The 20,527-nt window shown below is 72.5% G+C and carries 19 protein-coding genes and 1 pseudogene; 11 read left to right on the plus strand and 9 right to left on the minus strand.

The genetic code is table 11. The features are described 5' to 3' along the window. Positions 1 to 41: 41 nt before the first annotated feature. From tyrS to ACY1JF_RS23520, 5 genes are all read right to left on the minus strand, one after another. Positions 42 to 1,310 carry a tyrosine--tRNA ligase gene (gene tyrS / locus ACY1JF_RS23500; protein WP_462707199.1) on the minus strand — a complete coding sequence of 423 codons (1,269 nt, stop codon included), beginning with the start codon at positions 1,308 to 1,310 and terminating at the stop codon, positions 42 to 44. A gap of 56 nt (positions 1,311 to 1,366) precedes the next feature. Beyond that, positions 1,367 to 2,773: a metallopeptidase TldD-related protein gene (locus tag ACY1JF_RS23505; protein ID WP_462707200.1), complete on the minus strand. Its 1,407-nt coding sequence runs from the start codon at positions 2,771 to 2,773 to the stop codon at positions 1,367 to 1,369. Then, positions 2,770 to 4,293, minus strand: a complete 1,524-nt coding sequence (locus ACY1JF_RS23510; protein WP_462707201.1) for a TldD/PmbA family protein — start codon at positions 4,291 to 4,293, stop codon at positions 2,770 to 2,772. Before ACY1JF_RS23510 ends, ACY1JF_RS23505 begins: the two co-directional genes overlap by 4 nt. A gap of 76 nt (positions 4,294 to 4,369) precedes the next feature. Continuing rightward, positions 4,370 to 4,549: a DUF397 domain-containing protein gene (locus ACY1JF_RS23515; RefSeq protein WP_462707202.1), complete on the minus strand. Its 180-nt coding sequence runs from the start codon at positions 4,547 to 4,549 to the stop codon at positions 4,370 to 4,372. Beyond that, a complete protein-coding gene (locus tag ACY1JF_RS23520) occupies positions 4,546 to 5,391 on the minus strand; it encodes a helix-turn-helix domain-containing protein (protein WP_462707204.1) in 846 nt (281 codons plus the stop codon). Before ACY1JF_RS23520 ends, ACY1JF_RS23515 begins: the two co-directional genes overlap by 4 nt. A 164-nt stretch (positions 5,392 to 5,555) precedes the next feature. On the opposite strand from ACY1JF_RS23520, the gene ACY1JF_RS23525 reads away from it, so the two are divergent. From ACY1JF_RS23525 to ACY1JF_RS23540, 4 genes are all read left to right on the plus strand, one after another. Beyond that, positions 5,556 to 6,083, plus strand: a complete 528-nt coding sequence (locus ACY1JF_RS23525) for an ATP-binding protein (RefSeq protein WP_462707205.1) — start codon at positions 5,556 to 5,558, stop codon at positions 6,081 to 6,083. A 166-nt stretch (positions 6,084 to 6,249) separates the two neighbouring features. After that, positions 6,250 to 6,954 carry a 3-oxoacyl-[acyl-carrier-protein] reductase gene (gene fabG, locus ACY1JF_RS23530; RefSeq protein ID WP_462707206.1) on the plus strand — a complete coding sequence of 235 codons (705 nt, stop codon included), beginning with the start codon at positions 6,250 to 6,252 and terminating at the stop codon, positions 6,952 to 6,954. Between the two features lie 5 nt (positions 6,955 to 6,959). Further along, complete coding sequence (fabI, locus tag ACY1JF_RS23535) at positions 6,960 to 7,727, plus strand: enoyl-ACP reductase FabI (RefSeq protein ID WP_462707207.1); 768 nt, start codon at positions 6,960 to 6,962, stop codon at positions 7,725 to 7,727. A gap of 183 nt (positions 7,728 to 7,910) precedes the next feature. Further along, positions 7,911 to 8,276 (plus strand): hypothetical protein, encoded by a 366-nt coding sequence (locus tag ACY1JF_RS23540; RefSeq protein ID WP_462707208.1) that lies wholly within the window; start codon positions 7,911 to 7,913, stop codon positions 8,274 to 8,276. Here ACY1JF_RS23540 and ACY1JF_RS23545 read toward each other — a convergent pair. After that, the gene (locus tag ACY1JF_RS23545) at positions 8,254 to 8,946 is read right to left on the minus strand and encodes a FadR/GntR family transcriptional regulator (protein WP_462707209.1); all 693 of its coding nucleotides are present in this window, start codon (positions 8,944 to 8,946) and stop codon (positions 8,254 to 8,256) included. The genes ACY1JF_RS23540 and ACY1JF_RS23545 overlap by 23 nt on opposite strands. Positions 8,947 to 9,010: 64 nt before the next feature. Here ACY1JF_RS23545 and ACY1JF_RS23550 point away from each other — a divergent pair, with 64 nt between their 5' ends. From ACY1JF_RS23550 to ACY1JF_RS23565, 4 genes are all read left to right on the plus strand, one after another. After that, on the plus strand, positions 9,011 to 10,351 hold the full coding sequence (locus ACY1JF_RS23550; RefSeq protein ID WP_462707210.1) for a CynX/NimT family MFS transporter: 1,341 nt from the start codon (positions 9,011 to 9,013) through the stop codon (positions 10,349 to 10,351). 34 nt (positions 10,352 to 10,385) lie between these two features. After that, positions 10,386 to 10,502, plus strand: a complete 117-nt coding sequence (locus tag ACY1JF_RS23555) for an SGM_5486 family transporter-associated protein (protein ID WP_462707211.1) — start codon at positions 10,386 to 10,388, stop codon at positions 10,500 to 10,502. A gap of 203 nt (positions 10,503 to 10,705) precedes the next feature. After that, positions 10,706 to 10,912, plus strand: coding sequence for a hypothetical protein (locus tag ACY1JF_RS23560; RefSeq protein ID WP_462707212.1), 207 nt, complete (start codon positions 10,706 to 10,708; stop codon positions 10,910 to 10,912). Between the two features lie 114 nt (positions 10,913 to 11,026). Beyond that, on the plus strand, positions 11,027 to 11,545 hold the full coding sequence (locus tag ACY1JF_RS23565; protein ID WP_462707213.1) for a SixA phosphatase family protein: 519 nt from the start codon (positions 11,027 to 11,029) through the stop codon (positions 11,543 to 11,545). Positions 11,546 to 11,724: 179 nt separating this feature from the next. Here the strand turns inward: ACY1JF_RS23565 and serB are convergent, their stop codons facing one another. Then, positions 11,725 to 12,963, minus strand: a complete 1,239-nt coding sequence (serB, locus tag ACY1JF_RS23570; RefSeq protein WP_462707214.1) for a phosphoserine phosphatase SerB — start codon at positions 12,961 to 12,963, stop codon at positions 11,725 to 11,727. Between the two features lie 119 nt (positions 12,964 to 13,082). Beyond that, entirely contained in the window at positions 13,083 to 15,260 is a 2,178-nt protein-coding gene (locus ACY1JF_RS23575; RefSeq protein WP_462707215.1) for a streptophobe family protein, read from the minus strand. A 241-nt stretch (positions 15,261 to 15,501) separates the two neighbouring features. Between ACY1JF_RS23575 and ACY1JF_RS23580 the strand changes: the two genes are divergently transcribed. Continuing rightward, a complete protein-coding gene (locus ACY1JF_RS23580; protein ID WP_462707216.1) occupies positions 15,502 to 18,102 on the plus strand; it encodes an FHA domain-containing protein in 2,601 nt (866 codons plus the stop codon). Positions 18,103 to 18,201: 99 nt separating this feature from the next. On the opposite strand, the gene ACY1JF_RS23585 is transcribed toward ACY1JF_RS23580, so the two are convergent. Next, the gene (locus ACY1JF_RS23585) at positions 18,202 to 18,909 is read right to left on the minus strand and encodes a transglycosylase SLT domain-containing protein (protein ID WP_462707217.1); all 708 of its coding nucleotides are present in this window, start codon (positions 18,907 to 18,909) and stop codon (positions 18,202 to 18,204) included. Positions 18,910 to 19,885: 976 nt separating this feature from the next. Here ACY1JF_RS23585 and ACY1JF_RS23590 point away from each other — a divergent pair. Next, positions 19,886 to 20,152 (plus strand): annotated as a pseudogene (locus ACY1JF_RS23590) (helix-turn-helix domain-containing protein); the annotation flags it as partial. A gap of 112 nt (positions 20,153 to 20,264) precedes the next feature. Next, positions 20,265 to 20,513: a chaplin ChpE gene (gene chpE, locus ACY1JF_RS23595; RefSeq protein ID WP_462707218.1), complete on the plus strand. Its 249-nt coding sequence runs from the start codon at positions 20,265 to 20,267 to the stop codon at positions 20,511 to 20,513. Positions 20,514 to 20,527 lie beyond the last annotated feature (14 nt).

The following is a 20,527-nucleotide window of genomic DNA, read 5'->3' on the forward strand; positions in this document are numbered from 1 at the left end:
GCGGCCCCCGCCGGACACGGGAGCCGCCCCTCGTCGTGCGCTCAGGCGCCGGTGACCTCCACCGCGGCCAGGTTCTTCTTGCCGCGCCGCAGCACCAGCCAGCGCCCGTGCAGCAGCTCCTCGGCGGCCGGGACCGCGTCCTCGGCGGTGACCTTCACGTTGTTCACGTAGGCGCCGCCCTCCTTGACCGTGCGCCGGGCCGCCGACTTGCTGGCGACCAGGCCGACCTCGGCCAGCAGGTCGACCACCGGAGCCGGCCCGGCGACCTTCACGTGCGGCACCTCCGACAGGGCCGCGGCCAGCGTCCGCTCGTCCAGCTCCGCCAGGTCGCCCTGGCCGAACAGCGCCCTGGACGCGGCGATCACGGCCGCCGTCTGGTCCGCGCCGTGCACCAGCGTCGTCAGTTCCTCGGCCAGCGCCCGCTGCGCCGCCCGCGCCTGCGGACGCTCCTCGGTCTGCCTCTCCAGCTCCTCCAGCTCCTCGCGGGACTTGAAGGACAGGATGCGCATGTAGCCCGAGATGTCCCGGTCGTCCACGTTCAACCAGAACTGGTAGAACGCGTACGGTGTCGTCATCTCCGGGTCCAGCCAGACCGCCCCGCCCTCGGTCTTGCCGAACTTGGTGCCGTCCGCCTTGGTCATCAGCGGCGTCGCGTACGCGTGCACGACGGCGTCCGGCTCCAGGCGGTGGATCAGGTCGAGGCCCGCCGTCAGGTTGCCCCACTGGTCGCTGCCGCCCTGCTGGAGGACGCAGCCGTAGCGCCGGTAGAGCTGGAGGAAGTCCATCGCCTGGAGCAGCTGGTAGCTGAACTCCGTGTAGCTGATGCCCTCGGCCGACTCCAGCCGCCGCGACACCGACTCCTTGGTCAGCATCTTGTTGACCCGGAAGTGCTTGCCGATGTCCCGCAGGAACTCGATCGCGGAGAGCCCCGCCGTCCAGTCGAGGTTGTTGACCATCACGGCCGCGTTCTCGCCCTCGAAGGACAGGAACGGCTCGATCTGGGCGCGCAGCCGCTCCACCCAGCCGGCCACCGTCTCCGGCGAGTTCAGCGTGCGCTCGGCGGTCGGGCGCGGGTCGCCGATCTGGCCGGTGGCCCCGCCGACCAGCGCCAACGGCCGGTGCCCGGCCTGCTGGAGCCGGCGCACGGTGAGCACCTGCACCAGGTGCCCGACGTGCAGGGAGGCCGCGGTCGGGTCGAAGCCGCAATAGAACGTGACGGGACCGTCCGCGAGCGCCTTGCGCAAAGCGTCCTCGTCGGTGGACTGGGCGAACAGCCCGCGCCACTTCAGCTCGTCGACGATGTCCGTCACGGTTCTCGTGTCTCCTCGATGATCCAGCACGCGGGTTCTCGCGTGCGGGTACGAGGTTATACGCCCTGGCTGACGGAGCTCATGTTGAAATCCGGGACCCGCAGCGCGGGCATCGCCGCCCGCGTGAACCAGTCGCCCCACTCCCGGGGCAGCGTCCGCTCGGTGCGCCCCGCCTCCGTGGCCCGCCCCAGCAGGTCCACCGGCGACTCGTTGAACCGGAAGTTGTTCACCTCGCCGACGACCTCGCCGTCCTCCACGAGATAGACCCCGTCCCGGGTCAGCCCGGTCAGCAGCAGCGTCGCCGGGTCGACCTCGCGGATGTACCACAGGCAGGTCAGCAGCAGCCCCCGCCCGGTACCGGCGACCATCTCCTCCAGCGAGCGGCCGTCGCCGCCGTCCAGCACCAGGTTGTCGAGGGCCGGCGCGAGCGGCAGCCCGGTCAGCGCGGCGCTGTGCCGGGTCGTCGTCAGCCGGGCCAGCTCACCGTCCTTGATCCACTCCGTGGCCGCGACCGGCAGCCCGTTGTCGAACACCGACTGATCGCCCCCGGAGGAGTGCGCCACCACGAACGGCGCCGTCTCCAGGCCCGGCTCCGCCGGGTCGCTGCGCAGGGTCAGCGGCAGTGCGCTGATCCGCTCGCCCAGCCGCGTGCCGCCGCCCGGCCTGGAGAACACCGTCCGCCCCTCGGCCGCGTCCCGGCCCGACGCCGACCACAGCTGGTAGATCAGCAGGTCCGCCACCGCGGTCGGCGGCAGCAGCGTCTCGTACCGTCCCGCGGGCAGCTCCACCCGCCGCCCGGCCCACCCCAGGCGTACGGCCAGCTCCGCGTCGAGCGCCGCCGGGTCGACGTCCTTGAAGTCCCGGGTGGCCCGCCCCGCCCACGCCGAACGGGACCGGTCCGGCGACTTGGCGTTCAGCTCCAGCGTCCCGGTGGGCAGATCGCAGCGCAGCCGCAGCCCGGTGGATGTCCCGAGGTAGGTGGTGGTCATCTCGTGGTGGGCGAACCCGTACAGCTCCCGCCCGCCGCCGCGCGCGCGTGCGAACGCCTCCCCGAGCGCCGGCGCGAAGTCGGCGAACACGGCCGACGACGTCTCGGCCGGCGCGTCCGCGAAGTCCGGCGCCTCCGGCACCCCGCTGACCAGCGGCTGCGCGTCCTCGGCGGGCCCGGCGCCCCGCGCGGCCTCCTCGGCGGCCCGCACCAGCGGCTCCAGGTCGTCCCGCGTGACGGCCGACCGCGACACGACTCCCGACGCGGTGCCCTCCTGCCCGTCCACGGTGGCGACGACCGTGAGCGTGCGCCCGCGCGTGACGCCGTTGGTGGTGAGCGCGTTGCCCGCCCAGCGCAGGTTGGCGGTGGAGTGCTCGTCGGCGATGACGACGCACCCGTCCGCACGGGACAGCTCCAGCGCCCGCTCGACGATCTCGTGCGGCTTGCTGCTGATCCGGGGCGTGCGGGCGCTCATCGACCGGCCTCCTGTGTCGTGTTCAGTATGGTGACGCCCTTGAAGAGGGCGGACGGGCAGCCGTGCGACACGGCGGCGACCTGCCCCGGCTGCGCCTTGCCGCAGTTGAAGGCACCGCCCAGGACGTACGTCTGCGGGCCGCCGACGGCCGCCATGGACCCCCAGAAGTCGGTCGTGGTCGCCTGGTAGGCCACGTCCCGCAGCTGTCCGGCGAGCCGCCCGTTCTCGATCCGGAAGAACCGCTGGCCGGTGAACTGGAAGTTGTACCTCTGCATGTCTATCGACCACGAGCGGTCACCCACGACGTAGATGCCCCGCTCCACCCCGCCGATCAGATCCTCCGTGGACAGCCCGCCGGGATCGGGCCGCAGCGACACGTTCGCCATCCGCTGCACCGGCACGTGCCCGGGGGAGTCGGCGTACGCGCACCCGTTGGACCGCTCGAACCCGGTCAGCCGGGCGATCCGCCGGTCGAGCTGGTAGCCGACCAGCGTGCCGTCCCTCACCAGGTCCCAGGACTGCGCCTCGACCCCCTCGTCGTCGTACCCGATGGTCGCCAGCCCGTGCTCGGCGGTGCGGTCCCCGGTGACGTTCATCAGCTCGGACCCGTAGCGCAGCTTGCCGAGCTGGTCGAAGGTGGCGAAGGAGGTGCCGGCGTAGGCGGCCTCGTAGCCCAGCGCCCGGTCCAGCTCGGTGGCGTGCCCGACCGACTCGTGGATCGTCAGCCACAGGTTCGACGGATCGACCACCAGGTCGTACAGTCCCGCCTCCACGCTCGGCGCCCGCATCTTCTCGGCCAGCAGCTCCGGTATCTCGGCCAGCTCGGCGTCCCAGTCCCAGCCGGTGCCGGTCAGGTACTCCCAGCCGCGCCCGGCGGGCGGCGCGAGCGTGCGCATGGAGTCGAACTCGCCGCTGGAGCCGTCGACCGACACGGCGGTCAGTACGGGGTGCAGCCGCATCCGCTGCTGGGTGGTCGAGGTTCCGGCGGTGTCGGCGTAGAACTTGTTCTCGTGGACGGTGAGCAGCGAGGCGTCCACGTGGTCGACCCCGGCGCCCGCCAGCAGCCGCGCGCTCCAGTCGGCGAGCAGCGCCGCCTTCTCGGCGTCGTCCACGGTGAACGGGTCGATCTCGTACGAGGACACCCACGTACGGTCGGCGTGCACGGGCTCGTCCGCCAGCTCGACCCGCTCGTCCGACCCGGCCGCCTTGATCACCTGGGCGGACAGCTTCGCCATCGCCACCGCCTGCGAGGCGACCTTGGCCGCGGCGTCCGGCGTCAGGTCCACGCCGGAGGCGAAACCCCAGGTCCCGCCGTGCACGACGCGTACGGCGTACCCGAGGTCGGTGGTGTCCGAGGAACCGGAGGGCTTGGCGTCCCGCAACCGCAGCGAGGCGCTGCGCACACGTTCCAGCCGGAAGTCCGCGTGCTCGGCCCCGAGGGAACGGGCGCGGGCGAGGGCGGCGTCGGCGAGGGGGCGCAGGGGGAGGGCGGTGAAGGTGGCGTCTATGTCATGGGGCACGGGAGAAGATCCCTTCGGGCGCTTGCCGGTGGTGACCGTGGGAGGCAGTGAACCACGGCCCGCCGAGCGCCGCGCCCTACGCTGCCGCGGTGAACGCTGCCCAGGCGGCCGGGGTGACGACGAGGGGACGGAGGCCGGTGTCCTTGGAGTCGCGGATGTGGATGGCTTCGGGGCGTACGGCGACCTCGACGCAGTTGTCGTTCTCGCTGCCGCTGTAGCTGCTCTTGAACCAGCTCAGCTCGTCTGTGGCGCTCATAGGGCTCCTCGCATCTGTTCCAGCAGCGTCACGGTAGCCCGGCAGTCCAGGGCTTGGGAACGGAGCTTGCCATAGCGCTGCAGCAGGACACTCACGTCCTTGGGTGCGGAGATCAGGTTGCTCGACCGCTGGCCTTCGGTGTAGCCGAGCCACTGGTGCGCAGTCGTCTCCGCGAGATACATCAGCCCGTCGATGCCACAGTGATCCTCCTGGACGGTGGGCATGACCTGGATCTCGACATTGCGCCGCGCGCCCATCTCAAGAAGGTGATCGATGACTTGCTCGGTGACGTGGCGTCCTCCCATGCGCCGAGCTACGACACTCTGTTCGATGACGAAACTGAACGCGGTGTTCTGCTTGGCGGTGATGACCCGTTGCCGGTCCAGCCGAGACGCGACCTCGCGCTCGATCTGTTCCTCGGACGCAGGGGGCAGCCGCCGGTCGAAGATCGCCCGGATGTAGGCCTCAGGTTGCAGCAACCCCGGAATCGCGCGGCATTCGTATGCGTAGAGGGAGATCGCCTCCTCCTCGATCCCCGCCCACTGCCGAAACCAGGAAGCCAGCACGGACCTCTTCGTCAGACTCTTGGCCGCCGCCTTGAGAACCTTGTGCGCGACCGGCCCCAGGGCCTCCTCCGCCCGCGTGGGCAGGTCCGTCGGCGGGAACCGTTTCCCCTGCTCGATCTTGGCGATGTACGCGGCCGAGTACCGTACCCGCGGCGCGAACTCCTCCTGGGTCAGCCCGGCTTCCTCGCGCAGGGCCTTGAGGACCGCGCCGAAGGTCTTGAGACTGTCGGAGGGCTCTGCTTCGCTACCGTTCGCTCCGCCGTTGTCCGCCCTCATCCCCACGCGCCTCCCCAGCTCACGTAACTCACGTCTTCGAACTCCACTCACCGACCCGTAGTCACGGGGAGTTACTCACCCAGTCCAGAGTGTGCACTGATACAGCCACGTCTGTATGGGTGTCGTCCCTGTTGAGGGGCGGAGGGGATCGGAACGCTGAGCGCATGCCAGCACCACGGGCCCAAGAACCCGTTACCGTAAGTGTGTTCGCCCAGCGGTTCTCCGCCACACGCCGCGGCGCGCGCCTCGCCCGCAGGCTCGCCACCTACCGGCTCGACCTGTGGGACCTGCCGTACGACAGCCCGGCCTCCGACACCGTCACCCTCGTCGTGGCGGAACTCGCGTCCAACGCGGTGCTCCACGGTCACGTCCCCGGACGCGACTTCGAGCTGCGGCTCACGTACGACCGGTCCGCGGGACTGGTCCGCGTAGAGGTCTCCGACACCCACCCCGGCCTCCCCGGCCCGGTGGCCCAGCCGCCCGCGGACGCCGACGGCGGCCGGGGCCTGCTCCTCGTGGCGGCCGTCGCCGACCGCTGGGGCGTGGCCGGGCGGACGGGGCCGGGCAAGACGGTGTGGGCCGAGTGCGCGGTCGGCGCCGCCGCCCGGCACGGCATGCCGCACTTCCGGGTGGCTGGGAATGCCGACCCTCTGGCGCTGCTGCTCGCCGAGCGCGAAGGAGAGGACCGCTGATCGAGACGGACACTGTTTCTGTAGGGACCCGACAGTCCGGCCCGTGAGCCACTGTGGGTGCCCGATTCCCCGGGCGGCGGGCGGGACCGATAGGTTTTCGAGGAAGCCGCCTGTCATCGAGGTGTCCGGGCGGACGTGTTCAGACCACTGACGAAAGGGTGATCCGTTGAGCCGCTCGGTTCTCGTCACCGGAGGCAACCGGGGCATCGGCCTCGCCATCGCCCGCGCGTTCGCCGACGCCGGCGACAAGGTCGCCATCACGTACCGCTCGGGTGAGCCGCCGGCGGGCTTCCTCGCCGTCAAGTGCGACATCACCGACGCCGAGCAGGTGGAGCAGGCCTACAAGGAGATCGAGGAGGCGCACGGCAACGTCGAGGTCCTCGTCGCCAACGCCGGCGTGACCAAGGACCAGCTCCTGATGCGCATGTCCGAGGAGGACTTCACCTCCGTCCTCGACACGAACCTGACCGGCACCTTCCGCGTCGTCAAGCGGGCCAACCGCGGCATGCTGCGCGCCAAGAAGGGCCGCGTGGTGCTCATCTCGTCCGTCGTGGGACTGCTCGGCTCGGCCGGACAGGCCAACTACGCCGCCTCCAAGGCCGGCCTGGTCGGCTTCGCGCGCTCCCTCGCCCGTGAGCTGGGGTCGCGCAACATCACCTTCAACGTCGTCGCACCCGGCTTCGTCGACACCGACATGACCAAGGTGCTCACCGACGAGCAGCGCTCGAACATCGTGTCGCAGGTCCCGCTCGGCCGGTACGCGCAGCCGGAGGAGATCGCCGCGACGGTGCGGTTCCTCGCGTCGGACGACGCCTCGTACATCACTGGAGCCGTCATTCCCGTTGACGGCGGACTGGGAATGGGTCACTGATCACCATGAGCGGAATTCTCGAGGGCAAGCGCGTCCTGATCACCGGCGTGCTGACGGAGGCGTCCATCGCCTTCCACACCGCCAAGCTGGCCCAGGAGCAGGGCGCCGAGGTCATCCTGACCGCGTTCCCGCGGCCCACGCTGACCGAGCGCATCGCCAAGAAGCTGCCCAAGCCCACCAAGGTCATCGAGCTGGACGTCACCAACGACGAGCACCTCGGGCGCCTGGCCGACGTCGTCGGCGAGGAGCTGGGCGGCCTGGACGGCGTCGTGCACTCCATCGGCTTCGCGCCGCAGGACGCGCTCGGCGGCAACTTCCTCAACACGCCGTTCGAGTCGGTCGCCACCGCCATGCACGTCTCGGCGTTCTCCCTGAAGTCGCTCACCATGGCCTGCCTGCCGCTGATGCAGAACGGCGGCTCCGTCGTCGGCCTCACCTTCGACGCCCAGTACGCCTGGCCGCAGTACGACTGGATGGGCCCGGCCAAGGCCGCCCTGGAGGCCACCAGCCGCTACCTCGCCCGTGACCTGGGCAAGCAGAACGTGCGGTCCAACCTCATCTCGGCCGGTCCGCTCGGCTCGATGGCCGCCAAGTCCATCCCGGGCTTCAGCGACCTGGCCTCCGTGTGGGACCACCGCTCCCCGCTGGAGTGGAACCTGAGCGACCCGGAGCCGGCCGGCCGCGGCGTCGTCGCGCTGCTCAGCGACTGGTTCCCGAAGACCACCGGCGAGATCATCCACGTCGACGGCGGTCTGCACGCCATCGGCGCCTGACACCCGCTTCCCGGAGGGTCCGCGTCCGCAAGGCGCGGGCCCTTCGCGTGTCGTCCTCCGCGTGTCACCCGTCCGGCCCGGCCGGGCGGGCGGCCGGGGCGTCGACGGCGCACGCTGGAACACGACGCCACCCCGCGTTCCCGCCCGCGCTTCCCGCCCCGTTCCGGCCGAGGGGGTCCGCCCGTGCGCTTCGCCCGCCGCCTGGCCGTCGCAGCCGTCGTCGTCGCCCTCGGACTCGCCCTGCCGTACGAGACGGTGTCGCACGCGCGCGTGCACAGCCGTGACGAGGAGAGCGAGGAAACGGCACCCGCGCGGCCCTTCGGCGCCGAGTGCCGCATCCGGCGCACCGGCTCCAGGGTGACCGCCTACTGCCACAACCCCTACCCGGACCCCGACCACGTCAGCCTGCACGTCGAGTGCGTCCGCTGGTGGGACCTGGACAGCGACAGCGCCCCGGTGGCGGCGGGTCCCGCGCAGACCGTACGGCTGACCGGGCGCTGCTGGAAGGAGATCGGCGCGGCCTGGGTCAGCCACCGGCGTCCGGACTGACCCGCCCCGGGCGGCACACGAACGGATAGCCCGCCGCCTCCCGCCCGGCCGTCCCGGCGTCGCCCGCGCGGATCGCGTCCACCAGCCGGGTGTGGTCCATGTGCGTCTCCGGCGTCAGCTCCGCGCCGACGTCCTCGCGCAGCCAGTCCCGCATCACCTCGTCCAGGTCCGCGTACACCGCGGTCATCACCTCGTTGTGGGAGGCGGCCACCACGGCCAGGTGGAAGGTGGCGTCCGCCGTCACGAACGCCTCCGCGTCACCCGACTCCCACGCCTCCGCGCGGCGCACCAGCAGCGCGTCCAGCTGCTTGAGGTCCTTCTCGGTGCGCCGCTCGGCGGCCAGCCGGGCCGCGGCCGACTCCAGCGTGGAGCGCAGTTCGGCGATGTGCCGGGGGTCGGCGCCGGCGAAACGGCGGTGCATCACGCCGGCCAGTTCGCTGGTGGCGGCGACGTACGTGCCGGAGCCCTGGCGGATGTCCAGCAGCCCGTTGTGCGCCAGCGCGCGGACCGCCTCACGGACGGTGTTCCGGGCGACCCCCAGCTGCTCGACCAGCTCGGGCTCGGTCGGGATCCGGGAGCCCACCGGCCACTCACCCGAGGTGATCTGCTGGCGGAGCGCGGCGATGACCTGCTCGGACAGGACCGAACGACGGGGGTGACTCAGGGGCACGGCGCACCTTCGGGGAGGGGGCGGTCGGAGGAGGATGGACCACCAGTCATCCTATGATTCTATGATGGTCCTCATGGCTACTGAGGACACACGGACGCTGAAGCCCGCCGCCCGGCACGACGGGGTCCGCCGCGAAGGGGCCGGGGAGCCCCGGCGCACCGGCACGCGCGCGTGGACGCCGTGGACGGTCCGTCTGCTCGTCCTCGGCATCGTGCTCACCGCGGTCAACCTGCGTCCCGCGATCACCAGCCTCGGCGCGCTCCTGGAGGAGGTCCGCGACGGGCTCGGCATGAGCGGCAGCGTGGCCGGGCTGCTCACCTCCGTGCCCTCGCTCTGCTTCGCCGTCTTCGGCGTCACCGCCCCGCGGCTCGCCCGCCGCTTCGGGCCCGGTGCCGTGGTCTGCGCCGGCATGGCCGCCCTCACCGCCGGTCTGCTGATCCGCCCGTACGCCGGCGGCACGGCCGGGTTCCTGGCCGCCACCGCCCTGGCGCTGATGGGCATCGCGGTCGGCAACGTCCTGATGCCGGTCATCGTCAAGCGCTGGTTCCCCGACCGGGTCGGGTCCATGACCGGCCTGTACTCGATGGCCATGGCCTGCGGAACCTCGGTCGCCGCCGCGGCGACCGTGCCGGTGACCGACGCGCTGGGCGGCGACTGGCAGTCCGGCCTCGCGGTGTGGGCCGCGCCGGCGGCGGCGGCCGTCCTGCCCTGGCTGCCGTTCGTACGGGACCGGGGCGCGGCCCCCGCGGCCCCCGCGGCCCCCGGGGCGTCCGCGGCGTCCGCCGCTGTCACCTCCGCGGCGTCCGCCGAGCGGCCCGCCCTGCGGATCACCCGCAGCCGTACCGCGTGGGCGCTCGCCGTCTTCTTCGGACTCCAGGCCACGGGCGCCTACGTCACGATGGGCTGGATGGCGCAGATCTTCCGGGACGCGGGCGTCTCCGCGGGCACCGCCGGACTGCTCCTGGCCGTCACCATGGCGGTGGGCATACCGCTGGCCTTCACCATCCCGCGCGTGGCGTCCCGGCTGCCCCATCAGGGGCCGATGGTGCTGGTCCTCGGCGTCTGCGGCCTCGCCGGATACGCCGGCCTCTACTTCGCGCCCGGCGGCGGCGCCTGGGCCTGGGCCCTGCTGCTCGGCATCTCCAACTGCGCCTTCCCGCTGGCCCTGACCATGGTCGGGATGCGGGCGGGGACGGGTCCGGGCGTCGCCCAGCTCTCGGCCTTCGCGCAGAGCACCGGCTATCTGATCTCGATCCCCGGACCGCTCCTGGTGGGCGTGCTCTACCAGCACAGCGGCGGCTGGGGCCTGCCGATCGCGCTGATGAGCGCCCTGATGGTGCCGCAGATGGCGGCCGGCGTCCTGGCGGGCCGCAACCGCACGGTGGAGGACGAGACGGCCCGCTGACCGGGCGGCCGGCCCCGGGTGCGAGACTTGCCGTATGCCAGTCCTCGACCCGAACCCCAAGAACGGCCAGAAGAAGATGCTGATCGTCTTCGGGGCGTTCCTCGCGATCTTCGTGATCATCGGCATCGTGGCGACGATCGCCTCCCCGTGACACCGGCCGCCGCCCGCGGGGTGGGGCCAGCCCCCCGATCCCTTAGGGGGTGAGACTCAGGGTCGAGTGGGTGGGTCACCGGATGGGACGGCGCCCCCGGATTCCGTACCTTCGTGATGTGACCGCGAATTCCCTGGTGAGGGGGAGGCGCGGCGCGGTACGGACCACGGACCAGGGGACGCCGAAGACCCGCGGAGGCACTCATGTCGACCCCCACGCGCACCCGCCCCCGCCCGCTCTCCGGCGGTGGCGTCGACATCCGGCTGCCCTGGTGGGCGCTGGCCCTGCCGACCCTCGCCTTCGTCATGCTGCTCGCGCTGATACTCGACCCGTCGGAGGCCCACGCGGCCGCCGGCCGGCCCCTCCTCGCCCACCTCCTGGAGCAGGCCCGGCACCTGACGGGACGCTGACCGCCCTCCCCGGACACGCGGACCGCGCCGGACGCGCCGACCGCGCCCCGCGGCCCGGAATCCGCGAGCCAACTCCCTGCGCCCCGTGGCCTGTTTCATGCGAAGCTGGGGAGCATGAGCGTCGCAGAACCCCGCAGTATTGTCCTTTTCCGGCATGCGAAAGCCGACTGGCCACCGGTGCCCGACCACGAGCGACCGCTCGCCGAGCGGGGACGCAAGGACGCCGCGGAGGCCGGGCGCCGCCTCACCGACAGCGGCCTCTCCTTCGACCTGGCCCTGTGCTCCACCGCCGTCAGGACCCGCGAGACCTGGAAGCTCGCCGTCCAGGAGTTCCCGCAGCGCCCGAAGACGGTCTACGAGGAGCGGATCTACGACGCTTCGCCGGGCGAACTGATCGCCGTGCTCAACGAGACCCCCGACGACCTGGGCGCCCTCCTGCTGATCGGCCACAATCCGGGCGTACAGGGGCTCACCGAGGTCCTGGCCGGCTCCGCCGAGGGCGACGTCCGCGAGCGGATGGCGGGCCGCGGCTTCCCCGCCGCCGCCTTCGCGGTGCTGTCCTTCACGGGCTCCTGGAAGTCCCTGGAACCCGGCGTCGCCACCCTGCGGGACTACTGGGCCCCCGCCGACTGACCAGCCGGCCGACCCCGTCTCGTCCGACGGGCCCGCTACCGATCCCTGATCGGCACCGATCCCTGATCGGCACCGATCCCCGATCGGCACCGATCCCCGATCGGCACCGATCCCTGACCGGTGCTCGGTACCGGGCCCTGACCGGCACTCGGTACCGGGCCCTCACGCTCCCGGCGTGCTCAGCGGTCCTCGTCCCCGGCCCGGTCGAGGAGCTGCTGGTCGAGGGTGTCCGCCGCCTCGACCTCCTCGCGGGTGATGCCCAGCAGGTACAGGACGGTGTCCAGGAACGGCACGTTCACCGCGGTGTGCGCGGCCTGCCGCACCACCGGCTTGGCGTTGAAGGCCACCCCGAGCCCGGCCGCGTTCAGCATGTCCAGGTCGTTGGCGCCGTCCCCGATCGCCACGGTCTGCGACAGCGGCACACCCGCCTCCGCGGCGAACCGGCGCAGCAGCCGTGCCTTGCCCGCCCGGTCCACGATCTCCCCGGTGACCCGCCCGGTCAGCTTCCCGTCGACGATCTCCAGGGTGTTGGCCTGGGCGAAGTCCAGCCCCAGCCGCTCCTTCAGATCATCGGTGACCTGGGTGAACCCGCCCGAGACGACGCCCACCTGGTAGCCGAGCCGCTTCAGCGTACGGATCAGGGTGCGCGCCCCGGGCGTCAGCCGCACCTCACCGCGCACCTGGTCCACGACCGAGGCGTCCAGCCCCTCCAGCAGCGCCACGCGCGCGTGCAGCGACTGCTCGAAGTCCAGCTCACCGCGCATGGCGGCGGCCGTCACCTCGGCGACCTCGGCCTCACAACCGGCGTGCGCGGCGAAGAGTTCGATCACCTCGTCCTGGATGACCGTCGAGTCCACGTCCATGACGACCAGCCGCTGCGCCCGCCGGTGCAGCCCGGCGGCGACCACCGCGATGTCGACGCCCAGCGCCGCCGCGTCCGTCACCAGCGCGGTCCGCAACGGCTCGGTCTCCACCCCGGACACGGCGAACTCGACCGCCGTCACCGGATACTTCGCCAGCCGGAAGATCCGGTCGATGTTGCCGCCGGCCTTGGTGATCCGGGCGGTGACCTGGGCCGTCGCCTCCGCGGTGAGCGGGTGGCCGAGCACCGTGACCAGGGAGCGGCCGAGACCGCGCGGCCGGTTGTCACCGGTGCCGGAGATGATCTCGGCCTGCATCCTCACCGACTCCGCCCAGCTGTGGACGGTGGCCCGCAGCTTGCCCTCCAGCTCCCGCGGCGGCTGCGTCACGAGCGCGCACAGCACCATCCGGCCACGGGTGACGACCTGCTCGATGTCGACGACGTCGAGGGAGAAGGCGGCGAGGGTGTCGAAGAGGCCCGCCGTGATGCCCGGCTGGTCCTTGCCGAAGATCTTGACGAGAAGAGTGGGGACGTCAGAGGTCTGCGTAGCGCTCATGGTGCTCATACGGTATCCGGCGCCCCGTACCGGACGCGCCCGAGGTCCGCCTGGCGGACACGGAACTCTCGGTGTCGGTCCGGTGGCGCGAATCTGTCGCCGGGGCGACGGCGGCGTGGTCACTCCCCGCCCTCGGGCCGCCGCGGCCGACGTGGTCGCCGTGACGGCGGGGGAGGCGGCGGCGGGGGAGGGGGCGGCGGGGGCGGTGTCCCCCCACCCCGCCCCGACGGCGGCCGGGGCCGCCGCGGAGAAAGCCTCGGCGGCAGTACCGGACCGGCGACGGTGGGCGCCCCGTACACATCACCGCCGTCCGCCTGCCCGCCTCCGGGGTCCCGGCCCGCGCCCTGCACCGGGCGCGTTTCGGCGTCAGGGCGGCGACCGGGAGCCGGGGTGGTGCTGGGACTGCCGGGTGCCGCGGAGCCGGAACGGGAGCCGGAGCGGGGTTCGCGGCCGGAGCCGGTGGCGGGCCCGCCGACGCCCTGGTCCCCGGACCTGGCGGAGGGCGGGTAGGACCCCGGAATCCCGGGCCGCCCGGGCCCCTCACCCCGTCCCCGGCTGTCCCCGCCTCCCGGGAAACGGTCGTCATGCGACCGGCTCCTCTCACCTGACCAGGAATTTCCCTGCTCCGGAGGCCGGTCCGGCGGCCGGAGGTACGGGTTGGTGCCGGGATTCGGCGGCGGGTAACCGGGGCCCGGCCGGTACGGTCCGGGCTGCCCGGCCGGCCCCGCGTACGGAGGCCGCTCCGCCCGCGGCGCACCGCTCGCGTCCGGCTGCTCCCCGGAGTACGCCGCGCCCCACGCGTGGAGAGGTCCGCCCTGACCACCCAGACCGCTCCGGCCACCCCGGTCACCCCGGCCGCCCCGATCACCCGCGTGGGCCGCCACCCCCGCACCACCTCGTGCCAGCGGCGCCGCCCGCCGTCCCGCCGCCCCGGTGACCCATGCGAGCGACGCCCCGGCCGCCCCCGCCCCCGCCCCCCACACGGCGCCCAGCAGCAGTGCCATGCCGAGGTTCCCGCGCAGCTCGATCCCGGCGCCGAACGCGTCGAAGCCGAGGACGGAGAGCGAGGCGTCGACCGAGACCTCCGTCAGCCAGGCCGCCAGCGGCAGCGCCAGCGCGTTCGCCACTCCCAGCCGCAGCGCGCAACGCCCCGCGAAACCCAGCGCCCCCGGTGTCCCCGGTCCAGCCGCCCCCACCGGCGTCCGCACCGCCGTGAGCACCCCCGCCAGCAGCATCGTCAGCCCCGCCGCCACCGCCAGCAGCCACACCCGCCCGTCCAGTTCCGCCAGCCGGCCGAGGGTGACCGGCTCGCCGGGGCCGGCCCGCAGGAGGTCGTCCAGCGGATCCGGCAGCAGGCCGGCCAGTACGCCCGTCGCCCGTCCCTCCCACGGCACGGACAGGCCGATCGGGATGCCGAGCCACACCCCGTTCGGCGCCCCCAGCAGCGCCGCGCCCGCGATCCGCCGGGGATGCTCGTCACCGACTGCGGCGTACACCGCCGTCGCGAGCCCCGCCACCACCGCCAGCACCGCCACCGTCGCCAGGGCGGACGCGGCCGGCCGCACCACCCGGTGCGCGGCCTCCCAGCCACGCGGCAGGGGCGTACGGCGCGACGCCAGCAGCGCGACGAGCAGCACCCCCGCGGACCAGCCCAGCCCGCCCAGCAGCGTCGGCGCGGTGTCCACGGTGAACCCGACCGCCGCCTGCGCGTCGACGAGTTCCCCCAGCCGGTCGGGCAGCAGCCCGCCGACGTCCCCCAGCCCGGGCACCTCCAGACCCCCGCCCCCGCCCCCGTCCCCGCCGGGCAGGTCGTCCAGCCCCAGCGAGCCCCCGTCGATCGTGATGACGTCGTGGCCCGCCCAGGCCAGTCCGCCCGTCATCGCGGTGAAGAGCGCGACCACCGCCCCCGCGCGGGCGAGGAGTTCGGCGGGCGTCACGACGGCTCCCGCCGCCCGCAACGACCGCAGGAAGAAGAAGGACAGCAGCAGCGCGCCCACCAGGCTCACGCCCAGTGGCGTGATCTCGATGGCGGTCCGGGTCTGAGCCCCCTCCAGCCCGAACACGGACACGTCCCCGGACGGCGAGACCGAACCACCCGTCCCGAGCACCACAGCCGCCGCGGTCATCGGCCCCAACGAGGCCGCGCTGTCCGCCTCAAGGAGCCGCAGGCCCAGCGCCGCCGTCCCCGCCATCCCGATCAACGCCCAGCTCACGGCGGCGATCGCGGACAACAGGACGTCACCCCACGGCACTTTCACGCCGTGTTCCGCGACGGCCGCACTCCTGGACGCGCTCATGGCAGACCCCCGATCCGCGCGGCGCGGCCGGGTCGCCGCGCATGTCCCCCTCGCGTGGATTACCACTCTCCGGGCTGGTTTCAACCCCGTCAACGGAGGCGGAACACGCGTTCTCGCCCGGTTCGCGCAAGGCCCGGCTTTCGGTCAGGGGCCGTGCCTGAAATAGTTCCCCCCGATGTTCGACATCCCTAGACTCCCCGTGACGGGGGTAGGTCGGGGGGACAACTCAGTGGGGCGTGGAGTGCCGGAACTCGTACTGGAAGCAAACGGGCAGACCTGGACACTCGATCCGTCCAGGTCGTACACCCTCGGGCGTGATCCCCAGGGAGACATAGTGTTCGACGACGCCAGGGTGTCCTGGCGTCACGCCAGCGTCCTCTTCGACGGCCGCGGCTGGGTGATCGAGGACAACGGCAGCACCAACGGCACCTTCGTGCAGGGCCGCCGGATCCACCGGTCGGACCTCGTCCCCGGCACGGCCGTACACCTGGGCAACGCGACCGACGGCCCGCTCCTGAGCCTGTCCGGCCCGGTCGCCCCCGTGGCCACGCCGCAGGCGCGGCCCGGCCACCGGCCGCATGCGGACCAGGGACGGCAACACGACGCCCCGGCCCCTTGCCCGGACCCGGCCCCCTCCTCGGACCCCGCGCCCCACCGGACACCGGCGTCCCCCCGGCAACCGGCCCCCCACCCGCAGCCGCGACCGGGCGAACACCCCGCCCCCCACCTCCCGCGGCAACACGGCCCGGCCGGCCCGGGCGGCGCCGGCGCGGACGACGCACGCCCCGACGACCCGGCGGGCACGCCGCCGCCCTACGGCTACCGCAGCCCCACCACGTTCCACCGCATATCGCTCGGCCGGGTGATGCGCATCGGCCGCGCCCTGGAGAACGACCTGGTCGTCTCCGACCTCCAGGTCTCCCGCAGCCACGCCGAGTTCCGCTCGACGCCCGACGGCCGCATGGAGATCCGCGACCTCGGCTCGCACAACGGCACGTACGTCAACGGCCAGCCGATCGACAAGGGCGGCTCCCGGCTCCTCGGCCCCACCGACATCGTGGGCGTCGGCCACTCCACGTTCCGGATCGTCGGCGACCGGCTGGAGGAGTTCGTCGACACCGGCGAGGTCACCTTCTCCGCGCGCCGGCTGACCGTCACCGTCGAGGGCGGCAAGCGGATCCTCCAGGACGTCTCCTTCGGCGTACCGGAGAAGTCGCTGATCGCGGTCATCGGCCCGTCGGGTTCCGGCAAGTCGACCCTGCTCAAGGCGCTCACCGGCTACCGCCCCGCGAACGAGGGCGAAGTCCTCTACGACGGCCGGGACCTCTACAAGCAGTTCGCCGAGCTGCGCCAGCGCATCGGTCTGGTCCCGCAGGACGACATCCTGCACAAGGAGCTGACCGTCCAGAAGGCCCTCACCTACGCCGCCAAGCTCCGCTTCCCGGCCGACACCACCGGCGAGGAGCGCGCGGCCCGCATCACCGAGGTGCTGCGCGAGCTGAAGCTCGACGTCCACAAGGACAAGAAGGTCACCTCCCTCTCCGGCGGCCAGCGCAAGCGCGTCTCCGTCGCCCTGGAACTGCTCACCAAGCCGTCGCTGATCTTCCTGGACGAGCCGACCAGCGGCCTCGACCCGGGCATGGACCGCGACGTGATGCAACTGCTGCGCGGCCTCGCCGACGACGGCCGTACCGTCCTCGTCGTCACCCACTCGGTGGCCGAGCTGGCGCTCTGCGACAAGCTCCTGGTACTGGCGCCGGGCGGTTCCGTCGCCTACTTCGGTCCGTCGGAGGAGGCGCTGAACTTCTTCGGCTACGACTCCTGGGCCGACGTCTTCTCCGCCTTCGAGACCTACCGGGACTACGACTGGGCGGGCCGCTGGAAGGGCTCGCAGCACTACCAGATGTACGCCGCCGACCTGGACGCCGCCGCGGCGCAGTCCGTGGCGGTGCCGCCGATGCAGGCGATGCGACCGCCGAAGCCGCAGGGCTGGACGGCACAGTTCGCCACCCTGGTGCGCCGCTACGTCTCGGTGATCGCGTCGGACAGGGGCTTCCTCGCCCTGATGGTGATCCTGCCGGCCGTCCTCGGCGCGGTCAGCCTGCCCATCGACTGGGGCACGAGCCTGCTGCCCAACCCGGTGGACGAGCGGACCGGGCAGATCCTCCCGAACAGCACCGCCACCACGGTCCTGCTGATCCTCGCGGTCGGCGCCTGCTTCGCCGGCGCCGCCAACTCCGTCCGCGAGCTGATCAAGGAACGGGTCATCTACGAGCGGGAACGCGCGACCGGCCTGTCACGCTCCGCGTACCTGATGTCCAAGGTCTTCGTCCTCGGCGTGATCACCGTGTTCCAGGGCCTGCTGGTCGGCGTCATCGGCTTCTCCACCCGCGAGATCCCCGAGGAGGGAGTGGTCCTCGGCGGCCTCACCCTGCTCGAACTCTCCCTGCCGATCATGGCGCTGGGCTTCACCTCGATGATGTTCGGCCTGATCATCTCCGCGCTGGTGCGGACCGCCGAGAAGACCATGCCGCTGCTGGTCATGTTCGCCATCGTCCAGGTCGTCTTCACCGGCTGCCTGTTCGCCCTGAACGGGGCGGTCGGTGTCAACCAGGTCTCCTACCTGATGCCGTCGCGCTGGGCGGTCGCCGCGGCCGGCGCCACGCTGGACTTCAACCGGATCAGCCCGCCGGAGGCGGGCACCGGCACCGACCCGCTGTGGGAGCACACCGCCGCCGCCTGGGGCATGGACATGGCCGCCGTACTGGCCCTCGGCGTGATCTGCGGCCTCTTCGTGGCCCGCTTCCTGCGCCGCCACGAACCCGAGGTCATGCGCAAGTAGACCGTCCCCGCACAGCCCGAAGGGCGGCACCCCGGCCGGGGTGCCGCCCTTCGGCGTGACGGTGTCACACAGGCGTACGGGAAGAGGTCCGCGCTGACCTCAGTACGCGCTGTTGACGTTGTCGATGGTGCCGTACCTGTCGGCCGCGTAGTTGGCCGCGGCGGTGATGTTGGCGACCGGGTCGTAGATGTCCCAGGAGGTGCCGGCCACGTGGTACGCCCTGAAGGTCGGCGGGATCACCTGGAGCAGCCCCTTGGACGGGACGCCGTTGATGGCGTTGATGTCCCAGTCGTTGATGGCCCTCGGGTTGCCCGAGGACTCGCGCATGATGTTCTTGTGCAGGCCGTTGTAGGAGCCGGGGATGCCCTTCTCCTCCATGATGTCCAGGGCCTCGCTGATCCAGCCGTTCAGGTTGTTCGCGTAGGTCTTGGCGCTGACCTGCTTGACCTCGGCGCGCTCGGCGGACCTGCTGACGGACTCCTTGGCGGCGCGCTCCTCGGCGGCGCTCGCCTCGGCCTTCTTCGCGGCCTCGGCGGCGGCCTGCTTCTTCGCGTCGATGGCCGCGACCTTCTCGCTGACGCCGGCGAGCTGGTCGGTGACGGACGCCTTCACGTCCTTGATCTGCTCGGAGCTGTACGCCACCTCGGCCGCCGGGGCCGCCTCGCTCGTGGCGGTCGTGTGGCCACTGGCGGGCACCGCGGAGATCGCGAGGGCGGCGGCACCGAGGGCGCCGGCACCGGCTATGGCGATCTTGTGGTTGCGGGTCAGGGAACGACTACGACCACGGGTGAGGAAGTTCTTGGGCATGGCGGGATGGACCTCTTCGAGTTGCGCGGAGGTCGCTCTCGTCCTGCGTCAGTACAGGGGTGCTTCCGTGCTTCTGGCACGGACGCCGTGGTCCACAGCCCACGGCACCGAGCGACGTGAGCAATTCTTAGCGTCAGCAAAATGGCCTGGCAAAGGTGTGACGTACGAAGCCCGGTAGTGGATCAGCGCCGGGATAAACCGGACGGAAGGTGCTATCCACCCGGTCATAACGGACGAGTCGTCCTCCTACCCCTCTTCGTACGTGATCTGTGCCCTATGCGCGGGCTCACACCCGCCCTCCCGGTCCCTCACCGCTGGTTGCTCAAGCAATGCGATCCGTGAGTGGCCCCCGGACCCGTCCCCGACAGGAGGACATGGACACCCCGCCCACACCACGAACCGCGTCCGCCCCCGCGTCCGCCCCGCTTCCACGCCCCGACCGAACGCCTCCCGCGCCGCGCCGCTCCACCCGTGCCACCCGCGCCGCTCCGCGTCACCCGCGCCGCGCCGCGCCGCTCCGCGTCACCCGCGCCGCCTGCCCCGCGCCGCCCCGTCCCGGCCCTTCGCCGGCAGACACGTCGCTCGGGCTCGTACAGCCCGGCCGACTGCTCCACCCCGCTCCGCCTCGCCGCCAGCCGCGCGGTGAAGGGCCCCAGCACCCCGCATCCCCGAACCCCGCACCTCCGCGCCGCCCGTCCCGTCGGCGGACGGCGACGCGGCCCTCGGCCGCCACCCCCGGAAGCCCCACCTCCGTGCCCGCGCGCCCCGCACGCGCGCGTGCGGGGCCGCACGACGCCGGTGTGACCGCCGCTCTCCTCCACCTATCCACGTACACGCGCGCGCGTGCGTGCGTGACGGCGTCGGCGAGGTGGCGGCGGGTTGTGCCGCATCCACACGCGCGTGCACGCGGGACGCGCCAGCCACGGCCGGCCACCGCCGGCCCCCGGCCGGTCCCGCGGTGGCCGGGACCTCCGCCCAGGTCGCCGGCGCCCCGCTCCCCGCGGTGGCCGCCGGGCCCGGCCACGGCAGGGCGGATTCCCTCACGGGCCGGGAGCGCGAGGTGCTGGACCTGATAGCGGACGGCCGCTCCAACCGGGAGACCGCCCGCGCCCTGGCCCTCTCCCAGAAGACGGTGAAGACCCACGTCTCCGACATCCTCGTGAAACTCGACCTCGCGGACCGCACCCGGGCCGCCCTGTGGGCCGTACGTCCCGGCGGCTCGGAGGGTTCCGTTCCGGACTGAGATTCATACCGTCGTGGGAATGTCCCCCGAATGGCGCAACCTCCCATGGGTGCCGCCGTTCTCCAGTGCGTGCCGCGGCGCCTGCCGCGGTGATCGCAAGGAGGGGTTGTACGTGAAGAACCTGAAGAAGGCAGCGGCCGTGACGATGGTGGCCGGCGGGCTGGTCGCCGCCGGTGCCGGCATGGCCTCCGCCACCACCGGTGGCGCCGGCGCCCATGGCGAGGCCATCGGCTCCCCGGGCGTCGTCTCGGGCAACGTCATCCAGGCGCCGATCCACATCCCGGTCAACGCCGTGGGCAACAGCGTGAGCGTCATCGGCGTCCTGAACCCGGCCTTCGGCAACGAGGGCGTCAACCACTGACGGTTCTCCGCCAC

Source organism: Streptomyces sp. SYSU D01066-1 (assembly GCF_054956795.1).